The 18,591-nt window shown below is 42.0% G+C and carries 16 protein-coding genes and 1 pseudogene; 8 read left to right on the forward strand and 9 right to left on the reverse strand.

Going from position 1 to position 18,591, the window contains the following annotated elements:
* The 3 genes and pseudogenes from IQ244_RS14555 to IQ244_RS14565 form a co-directional block, all read left to right on the forward strand.
* Positions 1-179, forward strand: a pseudogene (locus IQ244_RS14555) (photosystem II D2 protein (photosystem q(a) protein)); the annotation flags it as partial.
* A 903-nt stretch (positions 180-1,082) separates the two neighbouring features.
* Positions 1,083-1,364 (forward strand): 4a-hydroxytetrahydrobiopterin dehydratase, encoded by a 282-nt coding sequence (locus IQ244_RS14560; protein WP_193895173.1) that lies wholly within the window; start codon positions 1,083-1,085, stop codon positions 1,362-1,364.
* Between the two features lie 368 nt (positions 1,365-1,732).
* Positions 1,733-3,490 (forward strand): iron uptake porin, encoded by a 1,758-nt coding sequence (locus tag IQ244_RS14565; RefSeq protein ID WP_193895175.1) that lies wholly within the window; start codon positions 1,733-1,735, stop codon positions 3,488-3,490.
* Between the two features lie 435 nt (positions 3,491-3,925).
* Here the strand turns inward: IQ244_RS14565 and IQ244_RS14570 are convergent, their stop codons facing one another.
* The 5 genes from IQ244_RS14570 to surE all read right to left on the reverse strand — a co-directional run bounded on the left by IQ244_RS14570 (position 3,926) and on the right by surE (position 8,772).
* Positions 3,926-4,180: a hypothetical protein gene (locus tag IQ244_RS14570; protein ID WP_193895334.1), complete on the reverse strand. Its 255-nt coding sequence runs from the start codon at positions 4,178-4,180 to the stop codon at positions 3,926-3,928.
* Between the two features lie 81 nt (positions 4,181-4,261).
* Complete coding sequence (locus tag IQ244_RS14575; RefSeq protein WP_193895177.1) at positions 4,262-5,170, reverse strand: AAA family ATPase; 909 nt, start codon at positions 5,168-5,170, stop codon at positions 4,262-4,264.
* A gap of 108 nt (positions 5,171-5,278) precedes the next feature.
* Positions 5,279-6,355 carry a bifunctional riboflavin kinase/FAD synthetase gene (locus IQ244_RS14580; RefSeq protein WP_193895179.1) on the reverse strand — a complete coding sequence of 359 codons (1,077 nt, stop codon included), beginning with the start codon at positions 6,353-6,355 and terminating at the stop codon, positions 5,279-5,281.
* Positions 6,356-6,693: 338 nt separating this feature from the next.
* A complete protein-coding gene (locus IQ244_RS14585) occupies positions 6,694-7,590 on the reverse strand; it encodes an MBL fold metallo-hydrolase (RefSeq protein ID WP_193895181.1) in 897 nt (298 codons plus the stop codon).
* 384 nt (positions 7,591-7,974) lie between these two features.
* Positions 7,975-8,772: a 5'/3'-nucleotidase SurE gene (surE, locus tag IQ244_RS14590; protein WP_193895183.1), complete on the reverse strand. Its 798-nt coding sequence runs from the start codon at positions 8,770-8,772 to the stop codon at positions 7,975-7,977.
* 429 nt (positions 8,773-9,201) lie between these two features.
* Here surE and pheS point away from each other — a divergent pair, with 429 nt between their 5' ends.
* The gene (gene pheS, locus IQ244_RS14595; protein ID WP_193895185.1) at positions 9,202-10,194 is read left to right on the forward strand and encodes a phenylalanine--tRNA ligase subunit alpha; all 993 of its coding nucleotides are present in this window, start codon (positions 9,202-9,204) and stop codon (positions 10,192-10,194) included.
* 87 nt (positions 10,195-10,281) lie between these two features.
* Here pheS and IQ244_RS14600 read toward each other — a convergent pair whose 3' ends face one another.
* Complete coding sequence (locus IQ244_RS14600; protein WP_193895336.1) at positions 10,282-11,004, reverse strand: class I SAM-dependent methyltransferase; 723 nt, start codon at positions 11,002-11,004, stop codon at positions 10,282-10,284.
* A gap of 176 nt (positions 11,005-11,180) precedes the next feature.
* Here IQ244_RS14600 and IQ244_RS14605 point away from each other — a divergent pair, with 176 nt between their 5' ends.
* Positions 11,181-12,572 carry a lysophospholipid acyltransferase family protein gene (locus IQ244_RS14605; protein ID WP_193895187.1) on the forward strand — a complete coding sequence of 464 codons (1,392 nt, stop codon included), beginning with the start codon at positions 11,181-11,183 and terminating at the stop codon, positions 12,570-12,572.
* Positions 12,573-12,861: 289 nt separating this feature from the next.
* On the opposite strand, the gene IQ244_RS14610 is transcribed toward IQ244_RS14605, so the two are convergent.
* Positions 12,862-13,233 (reverse strand): hypothetical protein, encoded by a 372-nt coding sequence (locus IQ244_RS14610; RefSeq protein ID WP_193895189.1) that lies wholly within the window; start codon positions 13,231-13,233, stop codon positions 12,862-12,864.
* Between the two features lie 84 nt (positions 13,234-13,317).
* Between IQ244_RS14610 and IQ244_RS14615 the strand changes: the two genes are divergently transcribed.
* Positions 13,318-13,536 carry a hypothetical protein gene (locus IQ244_RS14615; protein ID WP_193895191.1) on the forward strand — a complete coding sequence of 73 codons (219 nt, stop codon included), beginning with the start codon at positions 13,318-13,320 and terminating at the stop codon, positions 13,534-13,536.
* A gap of 297 nt (positions 13,537-13,833) precedes the next feature.
* On the opposite strand, the gene IQ244_RS14620 is transcribed toward IQ244_RS14615, so the two are convergent.
* On the reverse strand, positions 13,834-15,087 hold the full coding sequence (locus IQ244_RS14620) for an FAD-dependent oxidoreductase (RefSeq protein WP_193895193.1): 1,254 nt from the start codon (positions 15,085-15,087) through the stop codon (positions 13,834-13,836).
* Between the two features lie 186 nt (positions 15,088-15,273).
* On the opposite strand from IQ244_RS14620, the gene IQ244_RS14625 reads away from it, so the two are divergent.
* Both IQ244_RS14625 and IQ244_RS14630 read left to right on the forward strand, forming a co-directional pair.
* Positions 15,274-16,527, forward strand: coding sequence for an ABC transporter ATP-binding protein (locus IQ244_RS14625; RefSeq protein ID WP_193895195.1), 1,254 nt, complete (start codon positions 15,274-15,276; stop codon positions 16,525-16,527).
* 18 nt (positions 16,528-16,545) lie between these two features.
* Positions 16,546-16,842 (forward strand): hypothetical protein, encoded by a 297-nt coding sequence (locus tag IQ244_RS14630; protein ID WP_193895197.1) that lies wholly within the window; start codon positions 16,546-16,548, stop codon positions 16,840-16,842.
* A 10-nt stretch (positions 16,843-16,852) separates the two neighbouring features.
* Here IQ244_RS14630 and IQ244_RS14635 read toward each other — a convergent pair whose 3' ends face one another.
* Positions 16,853-18,502, reverse strand: a complete 1,650-nt coding sequence (locus IQ244_RS14635) for an iron uptake porin (RefSeq protein ID WP_193895200.1) — start codon at positions 18,500-18,502, stop codon at positions 16,853-16,855.
* Positions 18,503-18,591 lie beyond the last annotated feature (89 nt).

Below are 18,591 nucleotides of genomic sequence, written 5' to 3' on the forward strand. Positions count from 1 at the left end.
GGGCTTATGACTTCGTGTCCCAAGAATTGCGGGCAGCCGAAGATCCAGAATTTGAAACTTTCTATACCAAAAACATTTTGCTGAACGAGGGTATCCGCGCTTGGATGGCTCCTCAAGATCAGCCTCATGAACAATTTATCTTCCCTGAAGAAGTCTTACCTCGTGGTAATGCACTCTAATTTTCCTGAATTTTGGATGGAATCATTCGTTACTCAGTGATTTTTGATTTATCCTCCGCTCTTGGGCGGGGGATTTTTTATATAGCGTATATCTTTCTAAAATTTAATGTGTTATATTGATTCCAGGTTAAAAGCGAGAGTAATTACTCTGCCTTATTGAAACTAAGTCCGTTTAGGCAACAAGGAGGTGATGCCCATGATAGAAAGTAGTAAACGCATGGGTCATCAGGTTGCAGTTAGCCGGCTGTGCGCCGGGGCTGTTCTCTAAAGTTAGCTTTAGTTAAATTGAGAAACTTAAGTTATCTCAATTAACTAGGCAATTCTGGGAGTTCCTCCCGGCAGTTAGGTTGCAACCTGAAGACCCGCTAGACCGCTCTGATATTAGGTCAACAGATCTAAATCAGAGCGGATAGTTTTTTATAGATAATTTTAATCATTAAGGCTGCTAGGATTATTGATGAGCATCCAGATACGCAGCAGAATTATACTATTTAAATAAGGTGAATTCTAGTAATAAATTTACCTTACCATAAAAGTTGGTTTCGGCTCTGTTCAACCAACTGAGTGAGACTTGAGCTAACTTATACTGAGCAAAGCTGAAGCAGTTGAAACTATTCAACTTATAATTAATTACCAGAAATTTAGCTCATCAAAAAATTACAGATGCGATCGCATCTGCACTCAAGTAAAAATTCTGCTCGGAGAAAAAAGCAATCATTGAGAAAAAAGCTAAGATTCTCTCTGTCAGCGTTTTGCTATTGATTGATGTACTAATTTTTGGACAATATAAACCGTACAATAACTTTTTAATCACGAAGACTCACTGAAAACATCAAGCTGAGTTGTTTCAAGTCCAGATATTTCAAATCGTGCTGACAAAAATATAAATTAGGATTTTGTGGTATGGCACAACTACTGACTGAAGCAGAAATTCAAGAATGTGCAAATAGTCTGTCAGGTTGGACTATAGAAGGTAATAAGTTGCAGACCATACGGAAATTTAAAGATTTTGTGGCAGCCATTGAATTCGTGAATAAATTATTGGCACCAGCTGAATCAGCTGGACATCATCCAGACATAGAAATTTCTTATAACAAAGTCAAGGTAACACTCACCACACATGATGCAGGTGGTTTAACCCAAAAAGACTTAGAACTAGCATCTATAATTTCTCAAATCTGTTAAAATGCTTTGCCGATTCATAACTGGGGGATGGACATTTATCAAGTGACGATGAATAAGAAATTTAAATAATCTTGAGCCTACTCTTGCCCAGGAAAGACAGAGGTTTCATTGTGACAGTTTAGCAGGCGATCGCACATAGCTTGTCATCTGCCGCTAATGCTCTATAATAACAAACTATAAAGGTATGTTTTTGTATAAAGTAATTACATCAATTTTTAACATTAAGTTAATTAGATGTTGGCTTTACAAAAACTAAAATTGTAATAGTGCCACTGTGACTCATTAACGAGATTTCAAAAAATATCGTACTTTTGAGAAGAAGTGCTACAAAACAATTGTCTATACAAGGTGTGAGGAGAAAAGTAAAAATGTCTAATCTCTTGTGGAAATCACTCGTGGTTAGCCCGGCAGTTTTAGGAGCAACCCTACTCGTTTCAGCAACAGCGATTGCAGCTCCTAATGCCAGTGCAGAAGTTTCAACAACTGAAAAAACCGTTGCCATAGAAGTTGCCCAGCCAGAAATTTTGGCACAAGCTGCTCCTACCAACAACGACAGCAAAGTTTTAGACCAAGTTAACCGTTACAGCAACGAAGGTAAAACCAACAATTCGCTGTCTCAAGTAACTTCAGTCTCCCAGTTTTCTGACGTACAACCCACAGACTGGGCATTCCAAGCATTACAGTCCTTGGTAGAACGTTACGGTTGTATTGCAGGTTATCCCAACGGTACTTACCGTGGTAATCGCGCTCTCACCCGTTATGAATTCGCTGCTGGTTTGAACGCTTGTTTAGATCGGGTAAACGAATTGATTGCGACAGCAACAGCTGACTTAGTAACCAAACAAGATTTAGCAACTTTACAGCGGTTACAAGAAGAATTTTCCGCTGAACTGGCAACCTTGCGTGGTCGTGTAGATGCTTTAGAAGCACGCACTGCTGAATTAGAAGCTAATCAATTCTCAACCACAACCAAACTCGTTGGTGAAGCAATTTTTGCTGTTAGCGATGTATTTGGCGATAACAGCGGTAATAACAATAACACTGTCTTCCAAGATAGAGTACGTTTAGGCTTGCAAACCAGCTTCACAGGTAGAGATGTATTGACTACCCGTTTGACAGCAAGCAACTCAAGTGCTTTTAATTTAACAGACCGCAATAATGCTTCTATCGGTAGTTCAGAAGCTACTCAAACCTTTAATGTAGGCGGTAACGATGCCCGTAACAACGGTGTAGAAATAGACCGCTTAACCTACGAAGCTCCCCTTGGCCCAGTCCAAGTTTATTTAGCTGCTGCTGGTGGTAAACACAGCCACTACGCTGCCGTTAATAACCCCTACTTCTTTGACAAAACTGACGGTGGTAACGGTGCATTGTCCACCTTCTCCTCCGAAAACCCAATTTACCGCATTGGTGGTGGCGCAGGTATCGCATTCAACATACCTTTTGGCCAAGGTGGCAGTATTATCAAGCCCAGTTCTATCACAGTAGGTTACTTAGCATCGGAAGCTGATAGTCCAACTTCTGGTGAAGGTCTGTTTAACGGTAACTACTCTGCTTTAGGACAATTGAACTTTGGCATCGGCGATCGCGTAGCTGTCGCTGCTACCTACGTTCACAGTTATAATGGCGCAGGTAGTGCGTTATTTGATAATGGTGAAGGTCTGACACTAGCTGGTGGAACAACTGGTGCAGGTGTTGTAGGCACTAGCTTCGCCAATAATCTGCCAAACGCATCTTCAACAAATTCCTTCGGTCTGTCAGCAGCATTTAGACCCAGCGAAAAACTATCCATCAGTGGCTTTATCTCTTACAGCGATGTCACAGGCTTTGGTGTAGGTGATGACAAAGAAGTTTGGAGCTATGGTGCTGGTATAGCACTACCTGACTTTGGTAAAAGAGGAAACGTTCTGGGTATTTTTGGTGGCGTTCAACCTTATGCTATTGGTCGAACCTCAGTATCAGGCGGTAACAACGATTTACCATTCCAAGTCGAAGGCTTCTACAAATATCGCGTCTCTGACAACATTTCCATCACTCCTGGTGTAATCTGGTTGTCTTCTCCTGGCCAAAACGACAGTAATGACGATGCGTTCATTGGTACTCTCAGAACAACCTTCACATTCTAAGAAGTTGAAAATCTTGAGATAACTGTCAACAAAAAACCCCGCCTAATGGCGGGGTTTTTTGTTGGCGACTTATCAATTTTTAGCTTTCTTCATTATCAAAACTAGCCAAGATATCTCGAATTTCATTTGCACTAATATCTTCTCGGTCAGACTTGGCATAAATCGTGAGTAACAAAATACTTATAGGCGACTCAAGTTGATAAATTAAGCGATATCCAGCACTTTTACCTTTTTGTTTGAATATTACTATTGCGAACTCTTACCTTATAAACAACGTACTCCTCACCAATACCCCCAATTCTGTCTCCGACAATATTTTTTCGCTGTAGTTCCTCAATAATTGGTTCAACATCAGAACGAATATTACGAAATCTCTTTGAGAGTCTGTAAAGCTTCTGCTCAAACTCATCTGAGAACCTAATTGAAACTGGTTCATTACTCTGCATCAATCCTGTCCCATAGCTCACTAATTGGTCTAGTTTGACCCGTTTTAGCTTGCTGTAAGGCTCTCTTTAAGCTGGCTTTAATTTCCTCAACGGGTGTATCATCAGGATCAACTTCTGCTGCTGTGGGTTCTGGAACTAACACAATCACCCGCACTTGATGAGGATAAGTGATTTCCCGAATCGGCTGATCTAAAATTAAGTTTCCTTCAGAGTCAATTTTGCCAGTTACTTCGATCGCTTTCATTGCTATCCACCTCATTTGTTGGTGATCCTAACACGGGCAAATCTAAGCAGAGTCAAGGAATCGAAGTGTATTGTACTTGAGTTACGGAATAGGCAGCGATCGCAATAATCTTTCTACAATCGTTCTAGAATTACGTCCTCCTCTGGGGATGAGGCGATGGCAGAGAACGTAAGGCACAAGAAATTTTATATCATCAGGAATGGCATAATCACGCCCAGAAATAAATGCTAATGCTTGAGTTGCTTTTTGTAATGCGACAGTTCCGCGCGGACTGACACCCAACGTAATTTCTTCATCATGGCGCGTTGCGCGTACCAATTCCAAAATATACTCTTGCAAAGACGCTTCGACTCTTACCTGAGAACAGATTTGACGTAATTGTTGTAATTCTGCCAAGCTGATACAAGGCTGCAATTCGGTCATATTTGCCCTTTGTTGAAGATTTTGCAGCATTTGTAATTCTTCTTGTGCCGAAGGATAACCCAAACTCAAGGACAGCATAAATCTATCCATCTGAGCTTCAGGTAACGGGAAAGTACCTTGATACTCAATGGGGTTCTGGGTAGCAATCACAAAAAATGGCTGAGGAACTGTACGAGAAACACCATCAACTGTCACCTGATTTTCTTCCATCACTTCCAGTAAAGCTGACTGGGTACGGGGTGTAGCGCGGTTAATCTCATCAGCTAGAAGTATATTGGCAAATACTGGCCCAGGAAGAAAGGTAAATTCACCAGTTTTTGGGTTCCAAATATTAGTACCAGTAATATCTGTGGGTAATAAATCAGGAGTGCATTGCAGCCGTTGAAACTTACCATCCAGAGAACGCGCCAGAGATTTAGCCAGTAGCGTCTTACCAACTCCAGGGACATCTTCTAATAATGCATGACCACCACTTAATAAGGCTACTAATACCAAGCGAATTGCCTCGGTTTTACCGACAATGGTATGAGCGAGATTTTGGGTTAAAGCTTCTATTTGTTCTCTCATGCACCACAGAATGATTAAGGAATTGGCGATTAGGAACTGGAATGGAGAATAACCTATGCCTTATTCCCCACTCCCTGATGTTCAGTATTCCCAATTCACCAATGGAAGTTAGCATTCTCCACTCAAAATTTTTCGAGCGATGGTAGAGTCTTGCTGAATTTGAGTTTTCAGGGCTTCTAAAGATGCAAATTTCTGTTCTGGGCGTAAAAATTCGATTAGCTGTACAGCCAATTGTTTACCATATATATCTCCAGACCAATCAAACAGATGTACTTCCACAGATGAATTCGTACCATTGACTGTGGGGCGATTACCAATATTCATGACTCCCAAAATCAACTGGGGAATAGTCACATCTGGTGTCTCACCCGAAATATATACCCTGACAGCATAAACACCTTGACGCGGTAAGAACTTATCGCCGGGTATTTGGAGATTAGCAGTAGGAAAACCAATTGTTCTACCTAGTTGTTGACCTTGAATAACAACACCGAAGAGAGTGTAGGGTCTTCCTAGGCATAAATTGGCGTTTTTAATATCGCCACTTTCGAGACATTGGCGAATCAGGGAAGTGCTAATGGGAGGAAGACTGACAAATCCACTGTCGGAGAGATTATCTGTATGAGTTTGTAATGGAACAATAGTAACGGGAATATTGTACTTAGCCGCGATTAATTGCAAATCCTTAGCAGTACCTTGACGTTGTTTGCCAAAACAAAAATCTTGCCCAACACTAATTCGCTGACATTGCAATTGTTGGACGAGAATTTTATCAACAAACTCTTCTGGAGACAAAGCTGATAATTCCTTGTCGAAGGGTAATAGTACTAGCTGTTCAACCCCAAGCGATCGCAATTGTTGAACTTTTTCATCAAGTGGAGTCAACCAAGTACGGGGTGTTCCTGTAAAAAATTCCTGTGGATGGGGGCGGAAAGTTACAACTGTCGAGTATGTCAGTTCTCGTGGTGGTGGAGTTAGCGAGTTCTGGGGTGAATTAGCCTCATCGCCCCCTCTGGCGATTTCTCCATCTTTGTTCGGTGCTGGTTGTAGAATCGGCTGAATTACCCTTTGATGGCCAAGATGTACGCCATCAAATTTGCCCAGCGCAACAGTAGTTGGCCTGAGAACCGATGCGGTTGAAGATGCAACCCACACAGAACATCCATTTTGAGACAAATTTAGCACGTAGATTCTGGAATTTGAGGTTTATTTAGCCATAAGTCATAAGCAACCTGATGAGACACTGCTGAGAGGAAGACAAGCTGTATCAAGGTGTAAGTATTTTCGATATAGGAATTTAAAGATGATGAACACCTATATCCATACATCTCCATACTCCCTAACTGCTCAAACCTTTGATTTCACGTTTAGATGCGTAAGTTCTCTATGTAACAGATGTAACTTGAATGAACCCACACCTTTGTCCTCCAGTTTTTTCAGTGTCCTTGTCAGGTACACTCTCGCGCTTATAGCTCTTGATCACCAATCTAATCTAAAATCTACAATCGCTTGACAGGTAACTTTTACCCAGACAATTTACTAACAGGAAAAGATTCTGATAACGGGACAGATGTAGAGACTTGAAGTACCATTCTTTCCCGTGCCATAATCGCGCCGGGGAATTCCTTAGCGGCTTCTTCTCCTACAGCATCCAAAAAGTCATCATCATGAGCCGGATCATGGTGGAAGATTACCAGGGTCTTGACATTAGCTGCTTTGGCAATTTTCACCGCTTCTTGCCAGGTAGAATGTCCCCAGCCGATTTTCGGAGATTTTGGCGAATAATATTCCTCGTCAGTGTAAGTACAATCGTAGATAAGAATGTCCGCATTGCGAGATAGCCATAGAACATTTTCATCCATTCTGTCCGGAAAATGTTCTGTATCGGTGATATATACAGCAGCACCACCACGCCAGTTAACTCGATAGCCTACTGCTTCACCTGGATGATTGAGCGATGCCGTTTCTATGGTAATGTCATTAATGTGAATAGGTTGCCCTGGTTTGACATCGTGGAAATGCAAATTAGCTTGCATAATCTGCAACGGCACGGGGAAATTAGGGTGAAGCATCTGGTCGTTGAGGCGTTGCTCGATAGTTGAACCATCAGGAGCGATCGCGCCATAAATATGAAAATTATTCCCTCTGACAAACCCAGGCACAAAAAAGGGAAAACCCTGCATGTGATCCCAGTGGGAATGAGTAAACAACAGATGAGCTTCTATTGGCATTTGGCGCAATAAAGATTGTCCCAAAACATGCAGCCCTGTACCACCATCGAAAATTAAGCGTTTACCGCCCGCTTGCATCTCAATGCAAGGGGTATTACCGCCATAGCGGACAGTGTGTGGCCCTGGACTGGGGATGCTGCCACGAACACCCCAAAATTGTACGGTAAATTGGTTCTCTATCCTAGACATGGGTGTTGCTTGCTGGACTGAGCGGGCGATCAAGAACAAAAATGTTACTTGTTTGGTTAAGTCTATGCTGTTTTACCACATTTGGTAGAGAATGTTTTTCTTGGTAAAACAGCATACCTTGTTTGGAGTAGATTTTGTAAACGTACAAGAAATACTGCAAAAGAGTTACCTTAATTTTTCCCACATTATATGTATCAGTAATATCAAAGCGCTCCTACTTTATAACCTAAATTTTGTTGTGATGCATTTAAATGGTACAAAAAATGCCAAGGACAGAAAGCGGTAGACAGTAAGCAGCAGGCTAAAATGCTCCTATTTATTTTTGCAGTTAGTGGATACCCTCAATTATGTAGTAGCCTTTAGTTTAAGTGTATATAATATTACTTATTCTAAAGGAATTTCCCAGTGGGATAATTTATCTAGTCCTGTTGCATAAGTGAGATTGTATTGCAACGGCGTAATACTGATATGGTTTTTACGGATTACATGCACATCAATAGGTATATTTTGCGATAAATTTAAATTGATTGGCGGTTCTACATCTTCTAGAACTTCTCCTGTTAACCAGTAGTAAGTTTTACCCCGTGGATCAATGCGCTTGTCAAACACATCAACATAGCGCCTGACTCCTTGCCTAGTAAAAGTAACTCCAGCAATTTCTGACCACTGCACCGCAGGCACATTAACATTGAGCAACATCAAATCTGGCAAAGGTTTAGCGGCTAATTGCTCAACTAAAATTTTGGCAAACTTCGCCGCAGGTTGAAAATCTTTGTAGAGATGACTAGTCAGGCTAAAAGCAATACTGGAAATGCCTTCAATCACCCCTTCCATCGCTGCCGAAACAGTGCCAGAATAGAGAATTTCCGTTCCCAAATTAGCACCTTGGTTAATGCCAGAAAGCACCAAGTCTGGGGGTGAATCTAATAAAGCCCAGAGTGCTAATTTCACACAATCTGAAGGCGTGCCATCACAAGCCCAAGCTTTGATAGCGGGATGAAAAATTGATTCAACAATTTCCGCGCGAATTGGCTGGTGCAAGGTAAGTCCATGTCCAGTGGCCGATCGCTCTCGATCTGGACATACTACAGTGACATCATGACCGGCTTCTGCCAAGCAATTAGCTAGGGTACGAACACCCAAGGCAAAAATACCGTCATCATTACTAATGAGTAATCTCATGGCTCAAACAATTTTGAATTTTGCGAAAAGTTGCGTAGGCGGGTTTCCCGACTTGAGCAAACTTTTCCAGACGGATTTTAGATTTTAGATTGACTGCGCCTACTTTTGGGATGCAGTTTGGGGATTTTAGATTTATTCCACCCACAAGGGGGAGCCAGTCTCGTGGGTGGCTTCGCTGACTTAAGAGAACTAGCGTTGGGTTATGAACCGCAAGAATCATTTAAAATCCCAAATTTAAAATCTAAAATTTGGAAGGTCAAGAGTCCATAGTCAACAGTTAAAGCTAAATTGTCAATGTTTGACATCACAAATACAAAAGAAAAAAATCCTGCCAAGCGCGATCGCCTCTAAACTGATAGAAAGAAATCAATTTATTTGTTCTTTGTTCAAGCTGCTTGCTATTGACCATTGACTATTGACTATTAACTAATGACTAGCAATTTAGAGACTCAACTTTTAGCATTACAGCAGGAAGGAGAAAAGGCGATCGCTGCTGCTGATACCCTAGAACGTCTAGAGGAACTCAGAGTGAATTATCTGGGTAAAAAAGGGCAACTAGGGGCGCTGTTACGCAGTATGGGGCAGATGAGTGCAGAGGAACGTCCGAAAATTGGTGCGATCGCCAATACAGTTAAAGAGTCCCTGCAAACTAGTCTAGATAAGCAACGCACTGCTTTGGAAGCCGCGCAAATTCAGGCACAGCTAGAAGCAGAAACCCTAGATGTGACTATGCCGGGAATTTTTCGCCCCCAAGGTCGTATTCATCCCCTCAACGGCATTATCGACCGGGCGCTAGATATTTTTGTCGGTATGGGCTATACCGTAGCCCAAGGGTCAGAGATGGAAACCGACTATTATAATTTTGAGGCTCTCAATACCCCGCCCGACCATCCAGCACGCGATATGCAGGATACTTTTTATCTACCTGACGGTAATTTACTGCGGACTCATACTTCCTCAGTGCAAATCCGTTACATGGAAAAAGAGGAACCACCAATTCGAGTTGTAGCGCCAGGGCGAGTTTATCGGCGTGATAATGTAGATGCAACTCACTCAGCCGTTTTCCATCAAATAGAACTTTTAGCCATTGATGAGGGACTGACTTTTACAGACCTCAAAGGCACAATTAAAATGTTTTTGCAAGCGATGTTTGGTGACTTGCCAATTCGCTTCCGTGCTAGTTACTTCCCGTTTACTGAACCTTCGGCTGAGGTTGATTTGCAGTGGAACGGTCGCTGGCTGGAAGTGATGGGTTGCGGTATGGTTGATCCAAATGTCTTGAAAGCTGTAGGCTATGACCCAGAAGTTTACACTGGGTTTGCTGCTGGTTTTGGTGTCGAACGCTTTGCAATGGTGTTACACCAAATTGATGATATTCGTCGTTTGTATGCCAGCGATTTGCGATTTTTACGACAGTTTTAAAATAGTCAAAAGTCCATAGTCAATAGTCAAAATAAAGTGACTATTGACTATATTGCTGATGATTGATTCATTGATGACAATATCACTTCAAAACTTCACCTTATACAACTCAAATAATTCGCCTGATTGCTGTGCAACGACTTTAGCACCAGCAGCTTTGATCATTTTTTCCCACTCAGCCAAAGGTTCTAAAAATACTTCTGCACCTAAATAAGTTTCTAACACCGCCCAATCTTCGGCTAAAGGCTGTTGTGGGTTGAGGATATCAAAGACAAAATGTCCACCAGGTTTGAGAACTCGTTGGACTTCTCCCAAAACAATATTCCAGTATTCCAAGGGAAAATAACAACTAAATCCGGTAGCGATCGCCAAATCAAACTGATCTAAACCATAATTTAAATGATGCGCCCCGCCTAACTCAACACCTTTGAATAGCTTGGAGTTAAGTTGAGAACCACGAGAATTGAGGGTATCTCGCGCTATATTACTAATTTCTTGCCCATAGAAGAATGCTTGCCAATCACGCCAAGGATAAATCAAAAAGCTGACACCGCAACCAATATCTAAGCAATGTTGATTTTTCTGCGGTTGTGCAATTTCCCAAAAAGGAGAAACAGCCCTCCCAGCCAATATTCCTGCTTTCCATTCTTGATATATTGGCATGGATTGGACTTCTGGTGGCAGTTCAAAAGTTTGGTTTTGATATTGGCGGTTGAAGCGATAAGCTACTTGTGATGTTCTTTCCTGCCATTTATCGGAGTGAGGATTATTGGCATTCAATGGAAAACTGGGAGACTGCTTTTTAGACATGAGCTTATTTTCTGCGGTGGATGGTTGATTATAAACTGTAGTTGGCGGGAAAAAATGGGCGCGATGTCTCACGACAAGACGCTTTTCTTCGAGACACTGGGCGAACGTGTCAACGCCCAAGCTACAACCTAAAGTCCATATTGTACAATCGCAAGAAACATCATCTGGAGAGACGCTTGCCTAAAACAATACACTCCACTCAACCACCATTAAAATTTATTCCCCAAAATTTTAACCCCCTGGCACTCCAGATGATGCGGTGGTTATTACCATTTATCTTACGTTTTCGCACCAGACCTTGGTTAACTGCGGGTGTGGTGAAAATAGAAGCCGAGAATGCAGAGATATTAGCCGAACTATATCAAAAATTCCAAGCAGGCAAAATCCGCTTTTTGATCGCATTTCGCCACCCAGAGGTAGAAGATCCCCTGTGTATGCTGTATTTGTTGTCGCGCCTTGTCCCCAAAGCTGCGCGTCAGCATAGTATCAAATTACAAGAACCAATTCACAGCCACTTTATTTATGAACGAGGGATGACATTATGGGCGGGAAACTGGCTGGGTTGGTTATTTTCCCGTGTTGGCGGTGTTCCTGTACGGCGGGGGAGACGTGTTGATAGGTTGGCTATTCAAACAGCGCGAGATTTATTTGCTAATGGGAAAATGCCGATCTCTGTTGCCCCAGAAGGTGGTACTAATGGCCATAGTGGCATAGTTAGCCCCTTAGAACCCGGTGTGGCGCAATTAGGTTTTTGGTGTGTAGAAGACTTGCAAAAAAGCGATCGCACTGAAACAGTATTTATAGTACCAGTTGCCATTCAATATCGTTATGTTCAGCCACCTTGGACAAAACTAAATTGGTTGTTAAGTAAATTAGAAGCAGATAGCGGTTTAACAGTACAGTCAATTTCTCAGTCTGCAATTAACAACTCAACCGAAATTTATCATCAACGCATTTGTCGGCTGGGTGAACATCTCATTACCGAGATGGAAGAATTTTATCGCCGCTTTTATCATCAAGACTTACCCGCAATACCTAATCAAACATTAATTCCTCGACTGCATCGTTTATTAGATACAGGCTTAAAAGTTGCTGAACAATATTTTAATATCCAAGCACAGGGAAACTTTATCGACCGCTGTCGGCGTTTAGAAGATGCAGGATGGAATTATATTTACCGAGAAGACATTGCCGATATTAATAAATTACCATCCTTGAAACGCGGATTGGCTGATTGGATTGCCGAAGAAGCAGATTTGCGAATGCAGCACATGAGGATAGTAGAAAGTTTTGTCGCCGTCACCGAAACATATCTCCAAGAACAACCTACATCCGAACGGTTTGCGGAAACAGCCTTACTTATGTATGATATGCTGACTCGAATCAAAGACTCCACATTACCAGGAAGACCAAGCTTAGGTTTGCGACAAGTGCAAATTACTGTAGGTGAACCAATTTCTGTCACCGAACGCTGGGAAAAGGCACAAAATAACCGTCACGCAGCCAGACAAGCAGCCAGTACTTTGACACAAGATTTGCAGGTAGCATTGGAGAATTTGATTAGTTAATTGGTTGTTGATTTTGACTAAAGGCGCGGATGGGTAGGTGTAGAAAATTAGCATTCCGCTAAAATGCCTGTATTCCTTTCAGTGCATGGTTTTGCAGAAAAAATAAATTAAAATCATCCGCGCTCATTATTCTGTATAGGTTTCGGGTTGAACTTTCAAATAATCCCTATTAGGGATTGAAACTGAGCGATTAGCATAAAGCTTTTATCCGCGCAATTCCAAGGCCAGCCGATACAGCAATATCTAGCCGTCGGCTGGAGTTTAGGGAATTAGCTGGAAGTTTTGGATGTTAATTGTTACAAAGCCTTTCGTAAGCAAGTGCATCTATTCTTCCAGGAAGTACTTGTACAGCAATTTGCTTATTTAAGGGGATATCAAATGAGCGTAGAACATTCCCATTGTGATCAATTTCCGTTTTGGATAACACAATTCTTTTTGCTGTGCGGCAACTTAATTTATTCCCAGTATAAAAATTAGTACTATCATCCACATAAGCATCGTTATAATAAAAAAATTCACCTTCTTTTGTAATAGAATCCAAGTCTATATAATATCTAAAACTATGGTTTGTTGGCGTTCCTAAATATTCCCAGTTAACAGCAACAGCAGGAACAGCGGATAAAACAATTAAGCAACTAGCCGTAAATAATTGACGCAACATAATTAACTCTTTAAAAGTTCACTATCGTCCAAGCGTTAGCAGTTTTTCATCAGGAACTTTAAGGATGTTATGTAAAGTTTTTATATGGCTACCATTACAGTATCCGCGAATACTCAGCCGATTTATCCCCGTGAGATTATCAGGTGGAAAACCAAACTAGCAGCGCAAGTATTTCTGCACAATATCACCACAGAAACACCAATTCTACTTGGGACGGCTGGCGATAATGGTTCAATTATTCACGGGACTGACGTGCATCATCTTGGTGACAACATTGCTATTGTTGTGCGGCTATGGACTTAGCAACTTGATAAAGGGTACTTTTTAGAGAATGAATTAAGTTTGGCGGCTTAGGGATTCAATACAATTTAGTGGAGTATCTGTTCTTCTCTTTGTGTCCTTTGCGCCCTTTGTGGTTCGTTTAAAAAAAAGAGTTTCAACTTGCACTAAACTCTATTAGCATTTAATTCTTTGCGTCTTTGCGCCTTTGCGTGAGACTCAAAATTCTTCTTTTTCAAGAAGAAAGGATCTTACATAATTGCGGGATGATATATCTCACGCAGAGACGCAGAGGCGCAGAGAGAATAAGGAGTTTATTGACTATTTAACATGAACAGGAAACACCCCCAAAGCAATCAATCTGGCGGGTAAGTCGCGCAAAAATGGCAAACGTAAAAACGTTGGGGGTTGAAAAGTGCGATTAGTAGATAGTACTGGGGCAAATACTCGCTTTTGAATCAATGTCTGAAATGCTTGGATGATGCGTGTGGGTAACTCTCGTTGACGCTGCACTTTTGCCAAATCATCTAGTTCTACGTGTTTGCGTTGCAGAGGTTTACTCAAAACGTTGGCGGCTACGACTGCATCTTGAATAGCGTAGTTAATCCCCACACCTCCAACTGGTGACATAATATGAGCCGCATCACCAATGAGTAACAATCCCGAACGATACCAACGCTTCACACGGCTTGATTCTACTGATAGAAAGGCGACTTGTGACCAATCTTGTAAATTATGGATGCGTTCGCTTAATTCTGGCACAACTTCAACTACAGATTTTTGTAACTCCGCCAAACCCTCCGCCCGTAGTTTGTGATATCCTCCTTTGGGAATTACATAGGCAATTTGCCACTCATCACCACGGTCAAGCATCGCTACGATATGACCAGCCGCAAAACGCCCCATTCCCCCTGCAAAATCTTCGGGATAGCGGGGTAAGCGAAACCAGAGAATATCCATTGGTGGGGAAGTTTCAATAGATTCAAATCCGCCCATCTGTCTGAGTCGTGAGTGGCGACCATCTGCACCAACTGTCAAAATAGCGCGAATTTCGTGCCAACCACCACCACCACGATAACGCACACCTTTGACTACGCCATCTTCCTCAATTAATTCTTGGACATTTGCACCCATAACTAACTGAAAATTGGCATATTGTTGCGCTTCTTGGATGATGAACTCCAGAAATTTCACTTGCGGCAACATTGTGATGTAAGGATAAGGTGTTTTTAGGTGACTAAAATCTGCCAAAGTAAAAGTGCCTTCTGGGGTTTTGATGTTAATTTGGCGCATTTTGGTATGGGGTAATTGTAATAAGCGATCGCTTAAACCTAATTCATCCATAATTTGCATTACTGATGGATGAATTGTGTCTCCCCGAAAGTCGCGGTCAAAATCTTTATGCGCTTCTAGCAGGATTACAGGTATACCTTGACGCGCCAATAACAACGCTAAAACAGCCCCGGCTGGGCCACCACCCACAATGCAACAATTGGTGGTTTGTACGTCTACAACCTCATGGGCTGGGTGAACACTTGAGTCTGGGATAGGATTCGTCGGTAGATGGTTAGTCATCACAACACCTTTAGGTAGCCCTAAAATCAAGGGTAGTTGGCTTTTTTTGGCAGGGGCGATTTTTTTAACTTTTTGTAGTCATAGGGAAGATGTATTATCGCTAAAATGTCCTTGGTCATTGGTCGTTTATTTTTTAGTAATGATCAATGACTTATGATTAATGACTTATGACAATAACTAATACCTGTGGCACAAGTAATTTTAGAAAACGTTTATAAAAGTTTCCCCCCCCGTAAGGGCGAAAGTAATGCAGCCCAAGAACGTGCAGATAATCTTAATGTTTTGCGACGCATTAACCTGACTATCGCCGATGGTGAATTTATGGTGCTGGTGGGGCCTTCTGGCTGTGGTAAAAGCACCCTATTGCGATTAATTGCTGGCTTGGAAACCCTGACAGGTGGCAATATTTTGATAGGCGATCGCTTAATCAATGATTTACCACCCAAAGAACGAGACATTGCAATGGTGTTTCAAAATTACGCTCTCTATCCTCATATGACGGTGTATGACAACATTGCTTTTGGGTTGCGTCGCAGGGAACAGGGAAGCAGGGGAGATAAAATTCCTCATTGGGCGGAAAATCTTTTGGTGGGGGGAACGAAGAAATTACCCAAAGGGTTGCGTTATGTTTCGCCAAAAGAAAAATTAATTGAGACACAGGTGCGGTCTGTGGCGCAGTTGTTACAAATTGAAATGCTGCTGAATCGCTTACCCAAACAACTATCTGGGGGACAAAGACAACGGGTTGCATTGGGAAGAGCGATCGCCCGTGATCCTCAAGTATTTTTAATGGATGAGCCATTATCTAACTTAGATGCCAAATTGCGGGCAGAAACTCGCGCTCAAATTGTCAAATTGCAACGACAATTAGGCACAACAACGATTTATGTGACTCACGATCAAACCGAAGCTATGACAATGGGCGATCGCATCGCCATTATGAATCAAGGGCAAATTCAACAGCTTGCTTCCCCATTAGAACTATATAACCGCCCGGCTAATCGCTTTGTCGCTGAATTCATTGGTTCACCACCAATGAATTTTATTCCTGTAGAATTTCATGCACCATTGTTAATTAGCCATTCCCTATTTCGTTTCACACTCCCAGAAATTTGGGGAAAAGCACTGCAAAAATATGATAAACAAACTTTACTTTTGGGCATTCGTCCCGAACACCTCAACCTAAGTTTACCTGCTACGAAAAATCTGCCAGTCAAAGTAGACTTAGTAGAAAATCTGGGTAATGATGCTTTCTTGAGTGTCAGACTAACTGAACCAGACTCGCCAATATCTTCTGATGCGCCTTACTTGCAAGTCAGAGTCCCCACAGACCGACAGCTAAGTGTTGGTGAACAATTATGGTTATCAATAAATCCCGAAAAAATTCATTTTTTCGACCCAGAAACAGATTTAGCTATATTCTCTAAGAATAATTCATAACAGTAAAATAGCATTTCCATGATTCTGTTGTTACGCGATCGCGCTACCGTGTACACACAAGTCGAAAATTTTCAGTCTGAAACCGTGTCCCGCCTTGAACTAAAGTTCCAGGCTGATAGCCAAAGTCCACAAAACGTGGACTGGAAGATATTTTTGCTTGAGTCATCTTCAGATGACTTGCGCTATGAGACTCGGAATTCATTCCGAGGCGGGACAGATGCACTCAACGAAGATTTGTGTGTACACCCTCCCCGCAAGCGAGGAGGGGCTGGGGCGATTCTTTTACCTCACTCAACCGAGAACCGCTATCATTGATGAGAACTTTTTAGAAAACGAAGGTTGTTCTTAAAGTACCAATGATTGCATCATCAGAAGTTTGACCAGGATTGGTTAACCAAATAACACCAGGCGTAATGGAAATGTTATCGCTGACGCGGTATTTATAGAAACCTTCAATGTGGTATGGAGTGTTATTATTCCCACTCCCCGCGTAAGGTTGAGCGCCGCCAAAAATGCCTAAAACGTTGCCTTTTTTACCTAGATCTGGTAGAGCTACGCCCAATCCATAACTCCAAATATCATCATCATCGTTTGCACCAAAGCCTGTAACTTGGCTATACAGCACAAAACCACTAATGGAAAGTTTGTCGCTAGGTTTGAAAGCTGCTTCAAAACCATAGGAATTACTCACGTAGGCGCTACCGCTACCAGCAAAGTCTTGACGGTTAGCTTGTCGAGTACCAACAACACCAGTGGTGACTGAGCCAAAATCGAATAAAGCACTACCTGCACCATGATACCCGTTAACGTAGGTTGCAGCTAAAGTCAGGCGATCGCCCACATTCAAGTTCAATTGTGCTAAGGCTGCATAGTTACCCGCAAATAAACCTGAACCCGAATTGGGGCTATTTGCTTCAGCCGCCAAATAACCCAAGGTTAATGAAGGTTTAAAAGTTCCACTACCACCAAAGGCTAAGTTTAGCGCCGCACCAGCACCGCCGCCGATACGATAAATTGGGCTTTCTCCAGCAAAGGTAGATAAGGCACCATTACCACCGTCAAAATCTTCAAAGTAGGGGTTAACGGTAGGAACATAATCACTATGAATACCGCCAGTGGCTGCAACATAAACTTGTGAGTTACCCACCGGGAAGTAATATGCTAACCAATCGATAAACGCGCTATTGTTACCACCGAGGAACACGTTAAATGTTTGCGTTCCCTCATAGGTATTGTTTGCTAAAGGCAACACACTGGCATTCCCTGTAGCAATCCGGGTATGTAGGATATCTTTACCTGTGAAGCTGGTTTGAAAATCGAGACGTACCCTATCTTGGAAAACGGTGTTGTTAGTGTCGTTGTCGCCAAAGCTATCGGTGACAGCAAAGACAGCTTCACCAACGAGTTTGGTAGTGGTGGAAAATTGATTGGCTTCTAACTCAGCTGTGCGTGACTCTAACGCATCTACTCTGCCGCGTAAAGTTGCCAATTCTGCGGAAAATTCTTCTTGCAAACGCTGAAGGGTAGCTAAGTCTTCTTTTTTTACTAAATCAGCAGTTGCAGTTGCAATTAGTTCATTAACTCTATCTAAACAAGCATTTAAACCAGCGGCGAATTCATAACGTGTCAAAGCACGATTACCACGATAAGTTCCGTTAGGATAACCAGCAATACATCCGTAGCGCTCAACTAAAGATTGCAATGCTTGGAATGCCCAATCTGTAGGCTGTACATCAGAGAATTGTGAAACTGAAGTGACTTGAGATAGAGAATTTTGGTTTTTACCGTCAAGACTATATTGGTTGACTTGTTCTAAAACTTGATTTTCTTCAGTTTTGGCTTGAGAAAGTAACTGCTGTTGAGGTGTGGGCGAATTGGTTTCAATTTCAGCCGCTATTACCTTGGGTGAACATAAAACAGCTACGCCTAAGCATACTGGAGATAACACTAGTGTTTTCCACAATAAATGAGACATATTCTTTCTTCCTCACACTGTTTTGTTAGAATGACGCGATCGCTGTCTTCTAAATGTATCCCATAATACTTTATTTTCTCTTTTGCTGA

This window comes from Nostoc sp. LEGE 06077, assembly GCF_015207705.1.
Classification (GTDB): Bacteria; Cyanobacteriota; Cyanobacteriia; order Cyanobacteriales; family Nostocaceae; genus Nostoc_B.

Bases quoted from the DNA above. Each gene is read 5' to 3' on its own strand.
- IQ244_RS14565 (WP_193895175.1), top strand. From the start codon at position 1,733: ATGTCTAATCTCTTGTGGAAATCACTCGTGGTTAGCCCGGCAGTTTTA.
- IQ244_RS14600 (WP_193895336.1), bottom strand. From the start codon at position 11,004: ATGTCTAAAAAGCAGTCTCCCAGTTTTCCATTGAATGCCAATAATCCT.
- IQ244_RS14570 (WP_193895334.1), bottom strand. From the start codon at position 4,180: ATGAAAGCGATCGAAGTAACTGGCAAAATTGACTCTGAAGGAAACTTA.
- pheS (WP_193895185.1), top strand. From the start codon at position 9,202: ATGACTAGCAATTTAGAGACTCAACTTTTAGCATTACAGCAGGAAGGA.
- IQ244_RS14630 (WP_193895197.1), top strand. From the start codon at position 16,546: ATGATTCTGTTGTTACGCGATCGCGCTACCGTGTACACACAAGTCGAA.
- IQ244_RS14585 (WP_193895181.1), bottom strand. From the start codon at position 7,590: ATGTCTAGGATAGAGAACCAATTTACCGTACAATTTTGGGGTGTTCGT.
- surE (WP_193895183.1), bottom strand. From the start codon at position 8,772: ATGAGATTACTCATTAGTAATGATGACGGTATTTTTGCCTTGGGTGTT.
- IQ244_RS14620 (WP_193895193.1), bottom strand. From the start codon at position 15,087: ATGACTAACCATCTACCGACGAATCCTATCCCAGACTCAAGTGTTCAC.
- IQ244_RS14615 (WP_193895191.1), top strand. From the start codon at position 13,318: ATGGCTACCATTACAGTATCCGCGAATACTCAGCCGATTTATCCCCGT.
- IQ244_RS14635 (WP_193895200.1), bottom strand. From the start codon at position 18,502: ATGTCTCATTTATTGTGGAAAACACTAGTGTTATCTCCAGTATGCTTA.
- IQ244_RS14575 (WP_193895177.1), bottom strand. From the start codon at position 5,170: ATGAGAGAACAAATAGAAGCTTTAACCCAAAATCTCGCTCATACCATT.
- IQ244_RS14560 (WP_193895173.1), top strand. From the start codon at position 1,083: ATGGCACAACTACTGACTGAAGCAGAAATTCAAGAATGTGCAAATAGT.
- IQ244_RS14610 (WP_193895189.1), bottom strand. From the start codon at position 13,233: ATGTTGCGTCAATTATTTACGGCTAGTTGCTTAATTGTTTTATCCGCT.